Consider the following 18,439-nt stretch of genomic DNA (forward strand, 5'->3'; position numbering starts at 1 on the left):
CTTGAGACGATCGCCACAATGAGTGATGATCAGCTCATCAACTTGCCTGCTGCAAGTTGACCCGTTCCCGGCCCTGTCCGGAAAGCTCGAGGATCGCCCGAGCTACACCACTCCCTGGGACATCATCCGCACCGGGCATTGAGGGGGCGAAATGGCTGATAAGCGGCAACGGTCGATTGACCGTATACACAGTGCCTCGATGCCGCACGAGGCCATCGCTAAGCCGCCCCCTTGATGCATCCGATCGAAGATCGTGACCTACGGGCGGTCAAGCAAGTTGGTGTCAAATTCCTGACGGAGCGAGAGATTTGAGGTAGGGAGAGACTTCGCCGCCCCTCGACGGGCCCCGCACTCTCTCTCATCTTTTTTTAGGGGGGGGGCGGCTATTGGGCAGCTACTGCCGGCACTTGACGCGATAGCCATTGCATTAATGTCTTGTCCGAAACACCATCGGCTTGTGCAGCTACCGTCCCGACCCGCGTTTCACGCCGGCGCGGCGCTGCTTGCGTGTCGCCCACCAGATGGCGAGCTTGCGGCGCTGGCGGCGGATGAGCGGCGAATCGTGCGACAGCACCAGAAGGCCAAGCGGGATCATCCAGAAGCCGAGTACGGGCAGAAACCCCAGCATGCCGAAGAAAATCAGCACGAAGCCGATCACCATCCGCAGCGCGCGGGACTGCGGAAGCTTCCAGCGGAACGGCCCGATGACAATCTCATGCGTGCGATGATCGATGCCGAAATGGGTTTTTGACGTGTCTTTTGGTTTCATCCGCTCGCTTCGCAATTCAGGGATGCCGGATTTCCGGGCATTTGCGTGAGACATCTGGTTCCTTCTCCACAGTCAATCAAGGAGGAGGCGAATTTTTCTGAAAAAACCGCTTGGCAAATCGGTTCAGCGTTTGTATTACGCGCTCACTCCGCAGCGAGCGGATGATCCCTGGTAGCTCAGCGGTAGAGCATTCGACTGTTAATCGACAGGTCGCCGGTTCGAATCCGGCCCGGGGAGCCAGTTTCTGAAGGGCTGCGCCACAACGGCGCGGCCCTTTTTCATTTTCGCCCTATCATCGCGTCTGTGGAACTCTGGACGACCCGTGGGTATTTACAGGCCATCCGGGACCGGGGTGATGGCGTGAACACGTTGTACGCGGCCCGACCGTCCACGAAGCATCGACGCGAGGATCGTGATGGCCATTTCCCCCTCCCAATGCCGCGCTGCGCGGGCCCTGATCGAATGGACCGCGGAACGGCTTGCCAAGGCCGCCCGGCTGTCGGACCGCACGATCGTCGACTTCGAGCGTGGCGGCAAGGCGCCCCCGTCCGCCTCGCTGTCGGCGATCGAGAAGGCGCTTCTTGTGGCGGGCGTCGAAATGATCAGTGAAGACAGCGCCGGCCCGGGTGTGCGATTGAGGCAGGGCGGCAACGAGGAGCAGACGGAGGCATCGATGGAGACGGGCGGCAGGTCGAACAGGGCGGGCGAACGGATCAGATGAGGACGGGCAAGGCGTTGATGGGCGATGCGGCCCCCGTGATCATGTGGTTTCGCCGCGACCTCAGGCTGCACGACAACCATGCGCTGGCCGCCGCCGCATCAAGCGGTCGGCCGGTCGTGCCGCTTTTCATACTGGAGGACGGCAATGACGGCGCGATGCCCTATGGTGCGGCGCAGGCATGGTGGCTGCACCGATCTCTCGAAGGTCTTGCGGCACGTCTGGAGGCGATCGGCAGCCGGCTGATTCTGCGGCGGGGCAGCACGGCCGATATTATTTTCGCCATCGCGGCCGAGACCGGTGCCGCCGCCGTCTTCTGGAATCGGCGCCACGACGCCTGCGGGATAGAGATCGACAGTGCGCTGAAGGCGGATTTGCGTGCGCGGGACATAGATGCACAGAGCTTTGCCGGGCAACTCCTGCATGATCCTACGCGCCTGAAGACGAAGACCGGCGGATCCTACAAGGTCTTTACGCCGTTCTGGCGCGCGCTGCAGCAGGGCGGAGAGCCCGATACGCCGATAGACGCGCCGCAGTCGGTTCTCTCGCCGGCACGCTTCCCCGGCAGCGACCGTCTCGACGACTGGTCATTGCTGCCGACCAGGCCTGATTGGGCCAGCCGGTTTGGCGAGGTCTGGACACCGGGAGAAGACGGCGCGCAGGCGCGGCTTTCGGACTTCGTGGGCGATCGGATCGGCGACTATGGCCGTGCCCGCGATTTTCCCGCCATCGACGGAACCTCGCAGCTTTCGCCGCACCTGGCCTTCGGCGAGATATCGCCTGCTGTCCTGTGGCATTCCACCCGCCTCGATGACAGCAGCCGCGGGACGGAGGGTGTGGTCACCTTCCGCAAGGAGCTCGCCTGGCGCGATTTCTCCTATCACCTGCTCTATCATCACCGAAAACTCGACCGCGAAAACATAGACCGCCGTTTCGACGTCTTCGAATGGCGCGAGGATGAGGAGTATTTTGCAGCCTGGACGAAGGGGCTGACGGGGTACCCGATCGTCGATGCCGGCATGCGCCAGCTCTGGAAGCACGGCTACATGCACAACCGCGTGCGCATGATCGCCGCCTCTTTCCTGATCAAGGACCTGCTGATCGACTGGCGGCGGGGCGAACAGTGGTTTCGCGACACGCTTCTGGATGCCGATCCGGCTTCCAATGCGGCGAGCTGGCAATGGGTGGCCGGGTGCGGCGCGGACGCTGCCCCGTTCTTCCGCATCTTCAATCCCGTCCTGCAGGGGGAAAAATTCGATCCCGATGGCGCTTACGTGAAGACCTTCGTGCCGGAACTGGCGGAGATGCCGGCAAAGTACGTTCACCGGCCGTTCGAGGCACCGGCACCGATCCTCAAGCAAGCCGGCGTCGCTCTCGGGACCGACTATCCGCAGCCTCTCGTCGACCATCGCGCCGCGCGCGACCGGGCGATGCAGGCGTTCGCCCGGATCAAGGGGGTGCATGCGGACGAGGGGGACTGAGGTCGGTCGAAAGACGCGAAATTATACCGGCGAAGGGTGGGCACAAGGAACGGAATTTCTTGCAAACCATTGCTTGCGGATCGAAAAGTCGCTCCCTAATCTATTGGAAAAATTGTGAGGCTCGCGAGCGATGGCTATTCTTACCTCGGTACTGGACGCGATTGGCAACACGCCGCTGATCCGGCTGAAAGGTGCGTCGGAGGCGACGGGCTGCACCATTCTCGGCAAGGCGGAGTTCCTCAATCCCGGTCAGTCGGTCAAGGATCGCGCGGCGCTGTCGATCATCCGTGCAGCGGAGAAGGCGGGTCAGCTGCGCCCGGGCGGTGTGATCGTAGAGGGAACGGCCGGCAATACCGGCATCGGCCTGGCGCTGGTCGCCCAGGCGCTCGGCTACCGCACGGTCATCGTCATTCCCGAGACGCAGAGCCAGGAGAAGAAGGACGCGCTTAAGTTGCTTGGTGCCGAGCTCGTCGAAGTTCCGGCGGTGCCCTACAAGAACCCGAACAACTATGTGAAGCTGTCCGGCAGGCTCGCCGAGCAACTCGCCAGAACCGAGCCGAATGGCGCGATCTGGGCCAACCAGTTCGACAATGTCGCAAACCGCGACGCCCATATGGAGACGACGGCACCCGAAATCTGGCGCGATACCGATGGCAAGGTAGACGGGTTCATCTGCGCGGTTGGGTCCGGCGGTACGCTGGCTGGCGTCGCCGCAGGCCTGCGTGCGAAGAATCCCCACATCAAGATCGGCCTTGCCGATCCCGAAGGCGCCGCGCTCTACAATTTCTATGCGCACGGCGAGATGAAGGCGACGGGAAGCTCGATCACCGAGGGGATCGGGCAGGGGCGTATCACGGCCAACCTCGAGGGCTTCACACCGGACTTCTCCTACCAGATCCCCGATTCGGAGGCGGTACCACACGTCTTCGACCTGATCGAGCATGAAGGCCTCTGCGTCGGCGGCTCTTCCGGCATCAACGTGGCCGGCGCCATCCGGCTGGCCAAGGATCTCGGGCCCGGCCATACGATCGTGACGATCCTCTGCGACTATGGTAACCGTTACCAGTCCAAACTCTTCAATCCGGACTTCCTCGCGTCGAAGGGCCTGCCTGCTCCGGCATGGCTGACGAAGACGTCGGGGATCAAGGTCCCCTACCAGGCCGTTGATTGATCGATGACAAAGCTCGTTGCCGCGCTCTTCCGCGACGATTTCTACCTGTCCACGACCGAAGCGGTGGTGACAGCGATCCATGAGGACGGCGGCATCGAGCTCGATCGCACCTGCTTCTATGCGACTTCAGGCGGTCAGCCCGGCGACACGGGCTTCCTCGAGCGTCTTGACGGCAGCAGGATAGCGCTCGGGCCGACGGTTCATGGCGCCGGCAAGGACGTCATCATCCACCGCCCTCTGGAAGCCGGCGTTCTGCCGGTCGTGGGCGAGACGCTGGTCGCCCATATCGACTGGCCGCGGCGCTACCGGCTGATGCGCATGCACACCGCCTGCCACCTTCTCTCCGTCGTCTGCCCGTTCCCGATCACCGGTGCCGCCGTCGGCGAGGACGAGAGCCGGGTCGATTTCGACATGAGCGAGACAATCGACCGGGACGAGGTGACGGCGCAGTTGATGAAGCTCGTCGAAGAAAACCATCCGATCTACGTCCAGTGGATCACCGACGAGGAACTTGCCGCCAATCCGAACATTGTGAAGTCGAAGAACGTTCGCCCGCCGATGGGCCTTGGCCGCGTCAGCCTCGTCTGCATTGGTGAGAATTCGTCCGTCGACAGCCAGCCATGCGGTGGAACGCATGTTTCTGAGACCCAGGAGGTCGGCGCGATCCACATTTCCAAGATCGAGAAGAAGGGCAAGGAGAATAGACGCTTCCGCATCCGCTTCGGAACGCCTTCGTCCGCCCCTTAAGGAGCAGATTTTTGACCGCCGCCAAAAGCAAGTTCGTCGTCAGCCCGGACTGGGTACAAAAGCAGCTGGGTGCACCGGCATTCCGTATTGTCGATGCCTCGTGGTATCTGCCCGCGCAGAACAGGAACGGTGCGGCGGAATATGCCGCCGGTCATCTTCCGGGCGCTGTCTTCTATGACCAGGACGCCATAGCCGACCACTCCACCGGCCTGCCGCATAGCGTTCTCGCACCCGAGGCGTTTGCGCAGGCCATGGAGAAGCTCGGCATCTCCGATACCGATACGATCGTCGTCTATGACGGGCCGGGCATTTTTACCGCGCCGCGCGTTTGGTGGCTGCTGCGCATCATGGGCGCGCGCAACGTCTTCGTCATGGACGGCGGTCTGGACGGCTGGAAGCGAGACGGACGGCCGCTTGAGACCGACCTGCCGGAGCCGGCCGTCGGCCATTTCCGGCCGCAGTTCAACGAAGCAGCGATCACCTCCTACGATCAGATGTTTGCCATCGTATCCCGCGGCGGTCGCCAGATTGCGGATGCGCGTAGCGCCGGTCGCTTTGCCGGAGAGGAGGCCGAGCCTCGTGCGGGGATGCGCTCCGGCCATATGCCCGGAGCCCGAAGCATGCCGTCGGGGTCCTTCTCGGTCGATGGCAGGCTGAAGGATCTGGACGGGTTGAAGGCCACCTTCGAGGCTGCCGGGATCGATCTGGCGGCACCGGTGGTGACGACCTGCGGTTCGGGTATCACGGCGGCGATCATCACGCTGGCGCTGCATTCCCTCGGTCACGAGGACAACACGCTCTACGACGGCTCGTGGTCGGAATGGGGCGCACGCTCGGACACTCCGGTCGTCACCGGGCGGGGTTGAGACGATGCCGTCGAAAAAGACGCCCGATGCGATATTGGCGCATATCACCGAACTGCGCATGACCGCGCCGCCGAAGCAGAGCCTGCCTGTGCCGGTCAACATCCAGACCGCCATCATGCGGGTGCCGGAAATTCCGCTGGCTTACTACCGCTTCCTCTATACCCAGGTCGGCCGACGCTGGCACTGGGTGGAGCGTCTGCGCATGGACGATGCAGCACTCGCGGCCATAGTGCATGACAAGCGCACGACGGTATCGGTCCTCTACGTGGATGGCGCACCGGCCGGATTCTTCGAGCTTTTCCAGGGGGATCCGGATACGACGGAACTCGTGCATTTCGGCCTGTTCGAACGCGCGCTCGGTCTCGGTCTCGGCAAGTGGTTCCTGCTGCAGGCACTCTATGCCGCCTGGGCAACGGCGCCGCAGGCGCTGACCGTCACCACCAACAATCTCGACCATCCCCGCGCCCTGCAGCTCTACCAGATGTTCGGCTTTTCGCCGGTCGGCATGCGCGACGTCGAAGTGCGGCCGCTGTCGGACGCCGAACTGCTGGACCTCGCCCGTCGCAGCTGAATGACCCGTTTTCGTTAAGGAAGATGAACGCCGGCCGAATGGCCGGTTCAGCGATGCTTCAAGCTGCATGCCTATCCTGGGTCGGCAATGAAACAGCTTGAGGAAACGTCCGATGGATCGCCGTTCATTCCTGATCGCCCTTGCCGCTGCAGCGGCAGCACCGACCATCGCCAGTGCGCAGGAGACCCCCTCCGAGGACATGATCCTGCGTCGGCTGGATGCCGCACCGTCACGTCGCATGCGCGGCGAGGAGCGAGTGACCGTGCAGGAGTTCAAGCGCCGCCCGGAACTTCGCCGTGCGGCGCCCTCGATCGACATCCAGTCGATCAACTTCGCCTTCGGCTCGGCAGACATTCCGCGTTCTGAATATGGCAAGGTCAGGCAGATCGCGCGTGCGATGGAAAAGCTTCTTCGCCGCCGCCGCGGTGCACGGTTCCTGATCGAGGGGCATACGGACGCCGTCGGTTCGCCCTATTCAAACCAGATATTATCCGAGCGCCGTGCCGAATCGTTGAAATGGGTGCTTGTGCGTGAGTACGGCATTCCCCAGCGCGTGCTGGAGACGGTTGGCTACGGCGAGCAATACCTGCTTGTGCCGACCGAACGCGAGGAGTGGCGCAACCGGCGCGTGACGCTGCGCCGGATCGACGAGTTCGTGCGCTGATCGTCGCTCCCGCCGCCGGAAAGCTCTTGCAAGCCGGCAGTGCGCATCGAAAGACGGGATGACGCACCGCGGCGGGCTGGAATCCGGCCACGGTTTGCGCCATAACGTGCCGGCTTCAATATCCGATGGCGTCTGCGGCGTTGGCATCGGGGCGCAGGGACGGATCAGGTACATCGGGCACGCATGAAGAGCGCCAATCCCAGCATAGGCGAATTGCTCGCCGGCCATGTTGATGTCGTCCACACGAAATGGCGCTTCAGCCTGCAAAAGCGCATCGTCGAGCTGAACGGGAGCAAATATGTGCTTTATCGTTTCCGCTCGAAGAAAATGATGCACAGGTTCGAGGACGCGCTCGCGCTTCTTTCCGGGGCAGGCGTTCCCGTGCAATCGGTCTGCGCGCGCACGTCCACGCTCGGTGAATATCTCAGGCACGGGCATTGGCTGGCCTTGTCCTATCTGTCCGGACATCCGCTGGGCAGAAGCCCGGGGCGGCTGCTGATGGCCGAGCTTGGCAAGGTCATGGCGAAGGTGAACGGCATATCGGGACCCCAAAGCCGGTCCCTGTTCAGCCGAAGGCGCCCTGAGCTGCCGCACCGCGCCTATCTCGAGATGGCGACAGGGCTGGACGAGAGGCAGCGCGAATGGATAGGCGCGAGCCTCGACAGGCTGCAACGACTGCAGGGCACGCAATTGACGCATGGCGATCTGTTCGTCGACAACATCATCGTGATGCCCGACAAAACGATCGGGCTGATCGACTACGAACTGATGGCCTATGATCATTCAGGCATCGAGCTGGCCGGCACGTTGCTGCGCTCGTTCTGCCGCAAGAACCACACGCGCCGGGCACTGGTCAGAGCCTACATGGCAGCCTGTCCGCCAAGATTGAAGACTGAGTGGAAGCAATATTGCAGGGACTTTGTGTTCGCGGCCGCGGCGCGGCTTGTGCTGGCGCGACAGGATCGGCTCCGGCACATCGCGAGAAAACAGCGTATTCTGGACTTGCGGAGCGCCCTGCCGTTCGGTCCGAAAACCGCCGAAGTTGCACGGCAGCGAAGGGCGTTTCAGGGCATCATCCGTTCGGCGAAGAAGAACGAGGAATACTATCTGCACGTCCTGAGCACGATGATCGACATTTGTATCAAGAATGAGGGAATCGGTGCGGTGGCATTGCTGGACAAATGCGACCGGAGTTATCGGCGGACGATCGCACGCCGTCAGGATGGCGTTAAGAGCTGAAATCGGGTGGCTCGGCTGTCCCGTGCGCGGCATGCTTCTCCAAGCTAAAATTGGAGACGGACCATGACGATCCGCTATCGCCCGATTGCCACGGAAGTTGCCGCTTCGCTATGGAGCGGCGCTTCCGATTCATACGGAATGCAGCCCGAACGACGAATCTCGGACGGTGACGGCGTGCCTTGCCGACATTGCCTTTCAGGCGTCAAGGAGGGTGAGGCCTACCTGATCCTAGCCTATCGGCCATTTCCATCCCTCCAGCCTTATGCGGAGACAGGCCCGATCTTCTTGCATGCGGATCCCTGTCGCGCCTTTGACGGCAACGATCTGCCTCCGATGCTCGACGGCGGCCCCGACTATATCGTCCGAGGCTATTCCAGCGAGGATCGCATCGTCTACGGCACAGGAGCGGTCACGCCACGCGTGGAGATCTCGGCCTATGCAGAGGCTCTGCTTTCGCGGCCCTGCATCGCTTATGTCCACGTCAGGTCAGCCCGCAACAACTGCTACCAGTGCCGCATCGAACGCCGTTGAGGTTTCGCACAGTCGATATCGCCAATGCATCCGGCTGAAGGCCGCAGAAAATGCGTCTGCCGCTGCATCTGTCGCAAGCGCCGCGCGTGTGCGACAGGCCGTCCGCGCGGACGAGGCCGTCGGTCAATACTGCGCGTTCAACGTCCCCGTGCGCATTCCATTGACTTCGGCATCGGGCGAGGGGCCTTGATATTGGGAGTAGGTCGTATTGTTTGCACCGCTTGTCGCGCAGCCCGCCAGCGTCGTGAGCGCCAGGGCGAGTGCGATGAACGAAGAACGAAAGGTCATGGCTTCAATCCTCTCTGCCCGTTGCGCAGAAGGCCAATCTACCGCTCGTTGTCGGCGGGGCGCAAGTGGAGTGGGCGCACGCGAGAGTAAAATTGTCCAAATTACGGCAAAATCCGACCGTTGCTTAACTGCCTGTTATCCCTGGCCCGAAGTGGAGCAATGCTGTGCAGTTTTGAGAATTGTGATACTGACGCATTCCGGGATATCGATAGCGCGACACAATCAGGAGAAACGGCGTGGCGACGTTCACATTCAAGGGATTTACTGCAACCACCGGTATGGATTTCGGCCTGCTGACGAGTGAAAGCCTGCAGACTATCCTGGATTATGATTCAGAGAAGTTCACTTCCACCCGGATCCTGTTCAAGGATGATGCAAAGAACTACATGCAGTTCACGGGAACGGGATTGAAGTACAAATATCAGGGCGGTGAGGTCTTCGGGATGACGGCCGGCAAGTTTACCGGCTTCAAGGTGGTCAGTGACGGCATCACCATCGCATCCGCCTCTGGGCTGTCGGTCACCGGCAAGCTTGTCAGCGATGCGATCGACAGCGGCAAGACGTCGAAGTTCCTCGACGCGCTCTTGTCCGGTAGCGATAGGATCACCGCGACCAAATACGCCGACAATTTTGCAGGCGGCGCCGGCAACGACAAGATCTACGGTCTCGGCGGCGCCGACACGTTGCACGGCAATGCCGGTAACGACCAGCTTTATGGCGATGCCGGTAACGACAAGCTCTACGGTGACGCTGGCAACGACAAGCTTTATGGAGGCAAGGGCAATGACCAGCTCTATGGCGGTGCCGGCAAGGATCTTCTCGACGGCGGTGTCGGCAAGGACACGCTGACCGGCGGCGGCGGCGTGGATACCTTCGTCTTCCGCAAAGGCTATGGCGTCGACACCGTCACCGACTTCAATGCGGTCGGCAAATCGCATGATATCCTCGACCTCACCGGCGTATCCGCGATCACCAGCTTTAAGGACCTCAAGGACAACCACCTCAGTGTTTCCGGCAACAAGGTGATCATCGATGCCACCGGCGGCGACAAGATCATCCTTGAGGGCGTCAAGCTCGCGGACCTCGACAAGGGCGATTTCCTGTTCTGATCGTCTTGGCAGGGCCACGCCGAATAGGCAGCGGCGAACAGGCAGCGGAACATAAGGAAAGCGGCGCGTTGAGCGCCGCTTTCTCGTTCAATCGTTATCGTTCGAAGCTTGCCCGGCTCAACCGGGAGCGCCCTCGAGGCCGACAAGCGCGATCTTCGGATAGCCGGCGGAACGCAGAAGGTTCATTACGTCCATGACGGCGCCGTAGTCGACGGCCTTGTCCGCGCGCAGCAGTATCCGTGTCTCCTTGTTGCCTTCCGTTATGGTGTCGAGCTCGGTTGCGAAGGTGTCGCGCGAGACCGTGCCGCTGCCGAGTGAAAGCGTAAGGTCCTGCTTGAGCGTCACGAAGACCGGCTTGTCCTCGCGGGGCACCGGTTTGGCGACGGAAGAGGGGAGGTCGACGTTGATGTCGACGGTTGCCAGCGGTGCTGCCACCATGAAGATGATCAGCAGCACGAGCATGACGTCGATGAACGGCGTCACGTTGATCTCGCTGTTGTCTTCCAGTTCGTCGCCGCCGCCTTCCTTGATCCTGCCGGCCATGGGTCACCCGATCCTGACGAGAGTGGAATCCTGCCGCGCGCCGCGCTGCGACGCCAGCCGGGCGCGGCGGACGTCGAGGTCGCGGCTGACCAGGCGCTCGATCGCCGCGGACGTGTCCGTCAGCGCCTGGCGGTAGCCGGTGATGGCGCGGGCGAGGAAGTTGTAGAAGACGACCGCCGGAATGGCCGCGACCAGGCCGATCGCCGTTGCCAGCAGCGCCTCGGCGATCCCCGGCGCCACAATGGCAAGGTTGGTCGTCTGCGCCTGCGAGATGCCGATGAACGAGTTCATGATGCCCCAGACCGTGCCGAACAGGCCGACGAACGGTGCCGTGGAGCCGATCGTGGCGAGAAGGCCGGTACCCTTGGCGATCTGCCGGCCCGCCTGCACCTCGGAACGCTGCAGGCGCGAGGCAACTCGTTCTTTCACGCCTCCGTCGGAGACGAAGTCCAGCACGGCGTCGGAATTGTCGACTTCCTGGCGCGCAGCCGCGACCATGCGGGCCGGCACGTTGCGCTTGCCCGAAAAAAGCTCCTCGGCGGCGGCAAGCCCCTTGGCCTCCGTCAGATGGCGGACGGCGCGGCTGGCGGCGCGCTGGGCGGCCCCCAGTTCGAAGATCTTGGCGATCAGCACGGTCCAGGTGGCGACGGAGGCAATTGCGAGACCGATCATCACGCCCTTCACCACCATGTCCGCCGCCATGAACATGCCCCACGGCGAAAGATCGTGCGGCAGGCTCGACTGGCGCTCCTCCAGCGCCTCGGCGAATTCGGTCTCTTCCGCAGGCGCGGTTGCATCGCCGGTCGCGGTCGAGCCTGCGGTCGCATCTGGCGCCGCAGCCGGCGTGTCCGTGGAGGTCGTTGGCGGAGCCTGCTCTGCCGTCGCGGGAGCCGGTGCCTGCGCGTCACCATTCGCAGCGGCATCGGCTTCCGGAGCGGCGACGGGACGCTCCTGCGTCTGCGTCGTCACCGCGGGCGTTGTCACGTCCTGCGCGTGGAGGAGGGAACTGGAGAAGAGAAGGCCAATTGCGGCGCAGGCCGCGGCCAGATGGGGCCGTTTCGACAAGGTCGGATCCTCTGGTAGTGTTGTCGCGGAGATGCGCCGCATGGCCGCGCCGCGCTCCGGTCGCGCTTGATGATGAGCGTCCCATACAACGAATAACTGTATCTGAGCAATGTTATCATGAGTATTTTTATCATGATAATTGGCGTGGATGCACGCTTCCCGACACATTTTTTACCCGGTGGCGGCGGCGATGCGTATGGACACCCGAGCCGAAAGCGCATTAAACAGGCTTGAATTATCCGCCTGCGCGCCGCACCGGCCGCGAGGTTCTGACACAAGGCAGCAATGATGGACTACACTGCAGCGCGCATCAAAATGGTCGACAACCAGATCCGCACGACGGATGTGACTTCGCACTCGGTGCTCGACGCGTTCCTCACCGTGCCGCGCGAGGCATTCGTTCCGGCGCAGCTGAAGCCGCTCGCCTATATCGACAACGATATCGAGGTGGCACCGGGGCGTTACCTGATGGAACCGTCGCCGCTGGCGAAGCTGATCCAGCTCGCCGTCGTCACGAAGGACGATGTCGTGCTCGAGGTCGGCTGCAACTCCGGCTATGCCTCGGCCATCCTGTCGAAGCTTGCCGGTTCCGTCGTGGCCCTCGAGGTGGACGAAGAGCTCGCTGCCCGCGCCAGCGAGACGCTAGCCGAGCTCGGCTATGACAATGTCGCCGTCGTGACCGGCGATCTAGAGAACGGCTATGCCGCCGAGGCGCCGTATGACGTGATTTTCGTCCACGGTGCGGTCGAGGTCGTGCCCGAGGCCCTGTTCGGCCAGTTGCGCGATGGCGGCCGCCTCGTCGTCGTAGAAGGCTATGGCAACGCCTCGCAGGCGCGTCTCTACATAAAGGAACGCGGTCTGGCTTCGGAGCGTAGCGCCTTCAACACGGCGGTAAAACCGTTGCCCGGTTTCCGCAAGGCTGCCGAATTCGTCTTCTGACGCGTGAACGTGCGAAATTCCGAGTCGATTTAAGCAAAGTTTTATGTGCAAACTCCCAGATGGCGACTTTGCCTCTATCGCTGCCAGGCGGCTGGATATCGGTCGATGTCGCATGTGACCGAGGCCCCGTGGGAGGGTTTCGGATCGCCGGTCGGTCATAATGGTGCCGCAGCAGTGATGCTGTTGACGGGGATAAGTCACAGGTGACAGCACAATGCGGGGCGCTGCGAATGGCATGTTCGCCGCTCCCGTGAGAAACATGCGACGTAGCGTCGGCGCGCCCAGCGCTGCGTCTCAAGCGTGACCGGTTTTCCCGGTCCAGTCTGGAGTTGGTACGTGTCAGTATTTCGCAAGACCGCACTCGCGGCGGCACTCGTTCCCTTTCTTCTGGCGACGACGCAGTCCGTGTTCGCCGAGACGGTGGCCGGGGCCATGGCAAAGGCCTATGCGAACAACCCCGATCTCAACGCCGCCCGCGCCGCCCTCAGGGCGATCGATGAGAACGTGACAATTGCCAAGGCCGCGATGCGCCCTCAGGTCACCGGCGTGGCGCAGGCCGACGCAACGCGGCGGATCTACGACAAGCCGACGTCATCTGGCTTGTTCGGTCCGCTGATAAAGCGAAACGACACCTTCACGTCGTCCTATGGCATCTCGATCACGCAGCAGATTTTCGATGGGTTTCAGACCCTCAACAACGTGAAGTCGGCCGAATCGAACGTTCTCGCCAACCGGGAAGCCCTGCGTGCGCAGGAAACAAACACGCTGCTGGCGGCGGTCGAAGCGTATTCCAACATCGCCCGCGACCAGGCGATCGTCGGCATCCGCAAGCAGAACCTCGCCTTTCTTCGAGAACAGTTGAACGCATCCCGTGCGCGTCTGGACGTGGGCGAGGGCACCCAGACCGACGTCAGTCTGTCCGAGGCTCAGCTTGCCGAGGCCCAGGCACTGCTGGTATCCGCCGAGGCACAGCTGAAGACGAGCGAGGCCGTCTATTATCAGATCGTCGGCGATCAGCCGAAGGACATCAGGCAGCCGCAGCCGGCAAGCCGCGGCATGCCGAAATCGCTCGACGAGGCGTTCGCCATCGCGATGCGCGAGCACCCATCGATTCTGTCTGCAGAGCGCAGCGTCGATGCCGCCGGCTACAACGTCAAGGCGGCCGAAGGGACGATGCTGCCCGGCGTATCCATCCAGGGCGACGTCTACAAGTCGGTGAACGACAGCGGCAGTACCAACGATAACGTCGAAGGCAGCATCTCCGCTCGCGTTACCATTCCGCTCTATCAGGGCGGTGCCGAGTACGGCCAGATCCGGCAGGCGAAGGAACGGCTCGGCCAGCAGCGCATTCTGGTCGATTCGGCGCGCATGGAGGTTCAGCAGACGCTGATCTCGGCGCAGACACAGCTCGACGCCGCCCGCGCGGCGATCAAGGCCAACCAGGCCGAGATCGCGGCGGCCGACATGGCGCTGCAGGGCGTCATCGAGGAGCGCAACGTCGGCCAGCGCACCACGCTCGACGTTCTGATCGCACAGCAGACCGTGCTGGACGCGCAGGAAAGTCTGGTGCTTTCGCAGCGCATCGCCGTCGTCGCCAGCTATTCCGTGCTGGCCTCGATGGGCCGTCTCACCGTACGGGGGCAGAACCTGCAGGTGGCCGAATACCGCGCGGCCGATCACTACGAGGCGGTGAAGGACAAATGGTTCGGCCTTCGCACCGTCGACGGCCGCTGAAACCCAGGGTGAAACCCTTCGTCATTGGCATCCCCCACAAATCTGTGCATCACTGTTAAGAGTTGATTCGCGACGATTTTTTTGCCCTCGCGAGTGGCCTATGGTCTGCACATCCGCAACGCGCGAACGCCTTTACGGTCGTGTTCGCAGGTCGGGCGGCGCAGTGAACGGGGATGAAAATGGCTCAGCCGAATGTAGCGCGTGAACCGTCGATGGACGAGATACTGGCGTCGATCCGCCGTATCATCGAAAGCAACGATCCGCCTGTCGGCGCGCCGCCGGTCCTGTCTGCCATCTCCGGCGACGCGGGCGTTGACGAGGACAGCTTCGATGACGAGATGATCGTTGCCGACTTCCACGCACAGGAGGCGCTTTCGGCTGCTGCGTCGGCCATGGTCCAGTCGCCTGCCTCCATGGATCATACCGCCGCCGATCGTGTCTCCACGGATTCCGCAGATGAGCCGCGTGTCCAACCGGCGATGTCGCTTGCCGACGTCGCAGCCCGCGTGCGCGCGGCTTCCGAACGTAACGGGATGATGCTCCGCGAGCAGCCCGGCCGCCCGCTGCCGGCGGAAGAGCCGGTTTCCGTGCGCGCCGAGCCCGTGTTCGAACCGCCTGTTCCGCCGGCCTCGAATGTGATGGCGATGGTTCCCCCAACGGTTGCGAAGCTGCCGCAACAGGAGCCGCCGGTGGAGCGCAGCGAGCCTGCCGCCGCACCGGCGTTTGCCGAAGAGCCCTATCGCCCGGAAGCGCCTGCTGCCCACGCTCCTCAGTCGTCCTCGCCCGCGGCCCTCGTCTCGGCCGCAGTCGGCGCACAGGTCGCAAGCTCCTTCGGTGCGCTGGCGGAGGCCGTCGAGGCCGGCCCACGCCGGTCGTTCGACGATATTGCCAAGGAAATGCTGCGGCCGATGCTGCAGGAGTGGCTGGACGACAACCTGCCGACACTGGTCGAACGCCTCGTCCGCGAAGAGATCGAGCGTGTCGCGCGCGGTCCGCGCCGCTAATACGCCTTGTTTTCCTGTTGCCATGAGCCGCGCCGACCCTGGCGCGGCTTTTATTTGTTGTTGTTGACTTCGATCTAGCCATCCGGTTTAGAACCGGGTGACAGAAACCATGGTGTGGCCAGTAAGATGCTTGAGAAAAACTATGATTCCGCGGCCGTAGAACCGAGAATTGCCAAGGTCTGGGAAGAGGCGGACGCCTTCCGTGCCGGCGCCGGTGCAAAGCCGGGCGCAGAGACCTTCTCGATCGTGATCCCTCCACCGAACGTGACCGGCTCGCTGCACATGGGGCATGCGCTCAACAACACGCTGCAGGACATCATGGTCCGCTTCGAGCGCATGCGCGGCAAGGACGTGCTCTGGCAGCCGGGCATGGACCATGCCGGCATCGCGACCCAGATGGTCGTCGAGCGCAAGCTGATGGAGACCCAGCAGCACCGCCGCGAGATGGGCCGGGAGGCTTTCGTCGAGAAGGTATGGGAGTGGAAGTCCGAATCCGGCGGGCTCATCTTCAATCAACTCCGTCGCCTCGGCGCCTCGGCCGACTGGTCGCGCGAGCGGTTCACCATGGATGAAGGGCTTTCGGAAGCCGTTCTTGAAGTCTTTGTAAGTCTTTACAAGGAAGGGCTCATCTACAAGGACAAGCGCCTTGTAAACTGGGACCCGAAGCTCCTGACCGCCATTTCCGACCTCGAAGTCGAGCAGGTGGAGGTCAGCGGCCACCTCTGGCATCTGCGCTATCCGCTCGAACCGGGCGTCACCTATCAGCATCCGGTCGCCTTTGACGAAGACGGCAAGGCCATCGAGTGGGAGACGCGCGACTATCTGGTGGTCGCCACGACGCGCCCGGAAACCATGCTTGGCGATACCGGTATAGCGGTTCATCCGAGCGACGAGCGCTATAAGGGCATCGTCGGCAAGCACGTCATCCTGCCGATCGTCGGCCGCCGCATCCCGATCGTCGCCGACGAGTATCCGGATCCGACCGCCGGTACCGGTGCGGTCAAGATGACCCCTGCGCACGACTTCAACGACTTCGACGTCGGCAAGCGCCAGGGCCTGCGCGCCATCAACATCCTGACGGTCGATGGCCGCGTTACGCTGAAGGACAACGAGGACTTCCTGGAAGGCCTCGACCATCCCGCAGCCCTTCACGGCGCCTGGGACCAGCTGGAAGGCAAGGATCGTTTCGAGGCGCGCAAGATCATCGTCGAGATCTTCGAAGATGCCGGGCTTCTCGACAAGATCGAGCCGCACAAGCACACCGTGCCCCATGGCGACCGCGGCGGCGTTCCGATCGAGCCGCGCCTGACGGAGCAGTGGTATGTCGATGCCAAGACGCTGGCACAGCCGGCGATCGCTTCCGTGCGCGAAGGCCGCACCAAGTTCGTGCCGAAGAACTGGGAGAAGACCTACTTCGAGTGGATGGAGAACATCCAGCCCTGGTGCGTCTCCCGCCAGCTCTGGTGGGGCCACCAGATCCCGGCATGGTACGGCCCGGACGGGCAGGTCTTCGTGGAGAAGACCGAGGAGGAGGCGCTGCACGCCGCCATCCAGCACTACATCTCCCACGAAGGCCCGTGGAAGGCCTGGGTCGAGGAGAAGCTTGAGAATTTCCAGCCGGGCGAGATCCTGATCCGCGACGAGGACGTGCTCGACACCTGGTTCTCCTCTGCGCTCTGGCCGTTCTCCACGCTCGGCTGGCCGAAAGAGACGCCCGAGCTCGACCGCTATTATCAGACCGACGTGCTGGTGACCGGCTTCGACATCATCTTCTTCTGGGTCGCCCGGATGATGATGATGGGCCTGCATTTCATGAGGGACGACCTCGGCAATCCGATCGAGCCGTTCCACACCGTCTATGTCCACGCGCTGGTGCGCGACAAGAACGGACAGAAGATGTCGAAGTCGAAGGGCAACGTCATCGACCCGCTCAGCCTGATCGATGAGTACGGCGCCGACGCGTTGCGCTTCACCCTCGCCATCATGGCGGCGCAGGGTCGCGACGTGAAGCTCGATACCTCGCGCGTCGCCGGCTACCGCAACTTCGGCACCAAGCTGTGGAACGCCACCCGCTTTGCCGAGATGAACGGCGTCAAGCTTGATCCGCAGTTCGTTCCCGAGGCCGCCTCGCTGACGATCAATCGCTGGATCCTCACCGAACTCGCCCGCACCGCTCGCGACGTGACCGAGGCTATCGAGACCTACCGCTTCAACGACGCGGCCAGCGCGCTCTACCGCTTCGTCTGGAACCAGTTCTGCGACTGGTATCTGGAACTGCTGAAGCCGGTGTTCAGCGGCGAGGATGCCGGTGCCAAGGCCGAATCGCAGGCCTGCGCCGCCTACGTGCTGGAGGAAACCTACAAGCTCCTGCATCCCTTCATGCCCTTCATGACGGAGGAGCTTTGGGCGCATACGGCCGGCGAGGGCAAGGAGCGGCTGGGGCTGATCTGCCATGCCGAATGGCCGTCTCCGGCCTATGCGGACGAAGCGGCGGCCGACGAGATCAACTGGCTCGTCGAACTCGTGACCGGAATTCGTTCGGTTCGCGCGGAGATGAACGTTCCGCCGGCGGCCATCGCACCGCTCGTCATCGTCGGCGCCAACGTGCAGACGCGTGCCCGTCTTGAACGCCACGAGGCTGCCATCCGCAGGCTGGCGCGCGTCGACGAGATCACGCTCGGCGACGTCGCCCCGAAGGGAGCGGCACAGATCGTCGTCGGCGAGGCGACCGCGTGCCTGCCGCTTGGCGCGCTCATCGACCTGGCGGCAGAAGCCGGACGCCTCGAAAAGGCGATGGCCAAGGCGACGACCGAAGCCGAACGCATCCGTGGCAAACTGGGTAACGAAAAGTTTGTCGCCAACGCCAAGCCCGAGGTCGTCGAGGCCGAGCGCGAGCGGCTTTCGGAGCTCGAACAGCAGCTTTCGAGCCTCGGCACGGCGCTTTCGCGGGTTCTGGAAGCCCGCTGAGTCGCATTGAACCGGATTTCCACGATCGTCAGA

The 18,439-nt window shown here is 62.9% G+C and carries 18 protein-coding genes and 1 tRNA gene; 15 read left to right on the top strand and 4 right to left on the bottom strand.

Annotation, left to right across the window (positions count from 1 at the left end; translation table 11 throughout):
* Nucleotides 1–463 precede the first annotated feature (463 nt).
* Nucleotides 464–769 (bottom strand): hypothetical protein, encoded by a 306-nt coding sequence (locus tag HV823_RS23155; protein ID WP_176952043.1) that lies wholly within the window; start codon nucleotides 767–769, stop codon nucleotides 464–466.
* 165 nt (nucleotides 770–934) lie between these two features.
* Here HV823_RS23155 and HV823_RS23160 point away from each other — a divergent pair.
* From HV823_RS23160 to HV823_RS23205, 10 genes are all read left to right on the top strand, one after another.
* A tRNA-Asn gene (locus HV823_RS23160) sits at nucleotides 935–1,009 on the top strand.
* 175 nt (nucleotides 1,010–1,184) lie between these two features.
* The gene (locus HV823_RS23165; RefSeq protein WP_176952044.1) at nucleotides 1,185–1,490 is read left to right on the top strand and encodes a helix-turn-helix domain-containing protein; all 306 of its coding nucleotides are present in this window, start codon (nucleotides 1,185–1,187) and stop codon (nucleotides 1,488–1,490) included.
* Nucleotides 1,487–2,968: a cryptochrome/photolyase family protein gene (locus HV823_RS23170; protein ID WP_246301897.1), complete on the top strand. Its 1,482-nt coding sequence runs from the start codon at nucleotides 1,487–1,489 to the stop codon at nucleotides 2,966–2,968. The genes HV823_RS23165 and HV823_RS23170 overlap by 4 nt, the downstream gene beginning before the upstream one ends.
* 130 nt (nucleotides 2,969–3,098) lie before the next feature.
* Entirely contained in the window at nucleotides 3,099–4,139 is a 1,041-nt protein-coding gene (locus HV823_RS23175) for a cysteine synthase A (RefSeq protein ID WP_176952045.1), read from the top strand.
* Nucleotides 4,140–4,142: 3 nt separating this feature from the next.
* Complete coding sequence (locus HV823_RS23180) at nucleotides 4,143–4,886, top strand: alanyl-tRNA editing protein (RefSeq protein ID WP_176952046.1); 744 nt, start codon at nucleotides 4,143–4,145, stop codon at nucleotides 4,884–4,886.
* Nucleotides 4,887–4,897: 11 nt separating this feature from the next.
* On the top strand, nucleotides 4,898–5,752 hold the full coding sequence (sseA, locus tag HV823_RS23185; protein ID WP_176952047.1) for a 3-mercaptopyruvate sulfurtransferase: 855 nt from the start codon (nucleotides 4,898–4,900) through the stop codon (nucleotides 5,750–5,752).
* Between the two features lie 4 nt (nucleotides 5,753–5,756).
* Nucleotides 5,757–6,323 (top strand): GNAT family N-acetyltransferase, encoded by a 567-nt coding sequence (locus tag HV823_RS23190; RefSeq protein WP_176952048.1) that lies wholly within the window; start codon nucleotides 5,757–5,759, stop codon nucleotides 6,321–6,323.
* Between the two features lie 112 nt (nucleotides 6,324–6,435).
* Complete coding sequence (locus HV823_RS23195) at nucleotides 6,436–6,987, top strand: OmpA family protein (protein ID WP_176952049.1); 552 nt, start codon at nucleotides 6,436–6,438, stop codon at nucleotides 6,985–6,987.
* Nucleotides 6,988–7,170: 183 nt separating this feature from the next.
* A complete protein-coding gene (locus tag HV823_RS23200) occupies nucleotides 7,171–8,226 on the top strand; it encodes a phosphotransferase (RefSeq protein ID WP_176952050.1) in 1,056 nt (351 codons plus the stop codon).
* 63 nt (nucleotides 8,227–8,289) lie between these two features.
* Entirely contained in the window at nucleotides 8,290–8,757 is a 468-nt protein-coding gene (locus HV823_RS23205; protein WP_176952051.1) for a DUF1203 domain-containing protein, read from the top strand.
* A 123-nt stretch (nucleotides 8,758–8,880) separates the two neighbouring features.
* Here the strand turns inward: HV823_RS23205 and HV823_RS23210 are convergent, their stop codons facing one another.
* A complete protein-coding gene (locus tag HV823_RS23210) occupies nucleotides 8,881–9,045 on the bottom strand; it encodes a hypothetical protein (protein ID WP_176952052.1) in 165 nt (54 codons plus the stop codon).
* A 236-nt stretch (nucleotides 9,046–9,281) separates the two neighbouring features.
* Between HV823_RS23210 and HV823_RS27120 the strand changes: the two genes are divergently transcribed.
* Nucleotides 9,282–10,154, top strand: coding sequence for a calcium-binding protein (locus tag HV823_RS27120; protein WP_343052015.1), 873 nt, complete (start codon nucleotides 9,282–9,284; stop codon nucleotides 10,152–10,154).
* 117 nt (nucleotides 10,155–10,271) lie between these two features.
* Here the strand turns inward: HV823_RS27120 and exbD are convergent, their stop codons facing one another.
* The gene (gene exbD, locus HV823_RS23220) at nucleotides 10,272–10,697 is read right to left on the bottom strand and encodes a TonB system transport protein ExbD (protein ID WP_176952053.1); all 426 of its coding nucleotides are present in this window, start codon (nucleotides 10,695–10,697) and stop codon (nucleotides 10,272–10,274) included.
* A 3-nt stretch (nucleotides 10,698–10,700) separates the two neighbouring features.
* Nucleotides 10,701–11,762, bottom strand: a complete 1,062-nt coding sequence (exbB, locus tag HV823_RS23225; RefSeq protein ID WP_246301898.1) for a tonB-system energizer ExbB — start codon at nucleotides 11,760–11,762, stop codon at nucleotides 10,701–10,703.
* Between the two features lie 288 nt (nucleotides 11,763–12,050).
* On the opposite strand from exbB, the gene HV823_RS23230 reads away from it, so the two are divergent.
* The 4 genes from HV823_RS23230 (at nucleotide 12,051) to HV823_RS23245 (ending at nucleotide 18,406) form a co-directional block, all read left to right on the top strand.
* Nucleotides 12,051–12,701 carry a protein-L-isoaspartate O-methyltransferase family protein gene (locus tag HV823_RS23230; protein ID WP_176952055.1) on the top strand — a complete coding sequence of 217 codons (651 nt, stop codon included), beginning with the start codon at nucleotides 12,051–12,053 and terminating at the stop codon, nucleotides 12,699–12,701.
* A 336-nt stretch (nucleotides 12,702–13,037) separates the two neighbouring features.
* Nucleotides 13,038–14,435, top strand: coding sequence for a TolC family outer membrane protein (locus HV823_RS23235; RefSeq protein ID WP_176952056.1), 1,398 nt, complete (start codon nucleotides 13,038–13,040; stop codon nucleotides 14,433–14,435).
* A 179-nt stretch (nucleotides 14,436–14,614) separates the two neighbouring features.
* A complete protein-coding gene (locus HV823_RS23240) occupies nucleotides 14,615–15,439 on the top strand; it encodes a PopZ family protein (RefSeq protein ID WP_176952057.1) in 825 nt (274 codons plus the stop codon).
* A 126-nt stretch (nucleotides 15,440–15,565) separates the two neighbouring features.
* The gene (locus tag HV823_RS23245; RefSeq protein ID WP_176952058.1) at nucleotides 15,566–18,406 is read left to right on the top strand and encodes a valine--tRNA ligase; all 2,841 of its coding nucleotides are present in this window, start codon (nucleotides 15,566–15,568) and stop codon (nucleotides 18,404–18,406) included.
* The last annotated feature ends 33 nt before the right edge of the window (nucleotides 18,407–18,439 follow it).

Source organism: Mycoplana rhizolycopersici (assembly GCF_013378445.1).
Lineage (GTDB): Bacteria > Pseudomonadota > Alphaproteobacteria > Rhizobiales > Rhizobiaceae > Mycoplana > Mycoplana rhizolycopersici.

What these genes read in the sequence shown, in the direction of transcription:
- HV823_RS23205 (WP_176952051.1), top strand. Translation starts at nt 8,290, where the DNA reads ATGACGATCCGCTATCGCCCGATTGCCACGGAAGTTGCCGCTTCGCTA.
- HV823_RS23155 (WP_176952043.1), bottom strand. Translation starts at nt 769, where the DNA reads ATGAAACCAAAAGACACGTCAAAAACCCATTTCGGCATCGATCATCGC.
- HV823_RS23175 (WP_176952045.1), top strand. Translation starts at nt 3,099, where the DNA reads ATGGCTATTCTTACCTCGGTACTGGACGCGATTGGCAACACGCCGCTG.
- HV823_RS23210 (WP_176952052.1), bottom strand. Translation starts at nt 9,045, where the DNA reads ATGACCTTTCGTTCTTCGTTCATCGCACTCGCCCTGGCGCTCACGACG.
- HV823_RS23190 (WP_176952048.1), top strand. Translation starts at nt 5,757, where the DNA reads ATGCCGTCGAAAAAGACGCCCGATGCGATATTGGCGCATATCACCGAA.
- HV823_RS23240 (WP_176952057.1), top strand. Translation starts at nt 14,615, where the DNA reads ATGGCTCAGCCGAATGTAGCGCGTGAACCGTCGATGGACGAGATACTG.
- HV823_RS23170 (WP_246301897.1), top strand. Translation starts at nt 1,487, where the DNA reads ATGAGGACGGGCAAGGCGTTGATGGGCGATGCGGCCCCCGTGATCATG.
- HV823_RS23195 (WP_176952049.1), top strand. Translation starts at nt 6,436, where the DNA reads ATGGATCGCCGTTCATTCCTGATCGCCCTTGCCGCTGCAGCGGCAGCA.
- HV823_RS23200 (WP_176952050.1), top strand. Translation starts at nt 7,171, where the DNA reads ATGAAGAGCGCCAATCCCAGCATAGGCGAATTGCTCGCCGGCCATGTT.
- HV823_RS23165 (WP_176952044.1), top strand. Translation starts at nt 1,185, where the DNA reads ATGGCCATTTCCCCCTCCCAATGCCGCGCTGCGCGGGCCCTGATCGAA.
- HV823_RS23180 (WP_176952046.1), top strand. Translation starts at nt 4,143, where the DNA reads ATGACAAAGCTCGTTGCCGCGCTCTTCCGCGACGATTTCTACCTGTCC.
- HV823_RS23245 (WP_176952058.1), top strand. Translation starts at nt 15,566, where the DNA reads ATGCTTGAGAAAAACTATGATTCCGCGGCCGTAGAACCGAGAATTGCC.
- HV823_RS23230 (WP_176952055.1), top strand. Translation starts at nt 12,051, where the DNA reads ATGGACTACACTGCAGCGCGCATCAAAATGGTCGACAACCAGATCCGC.
- exbD (WP_176952053.1), bottom strand. Translation starts at nt 10,697, where the DNA reads ATGGCCGGCAGGATCAAGGAAGGCGGCGGCGACGAACTGGAAGACAAC.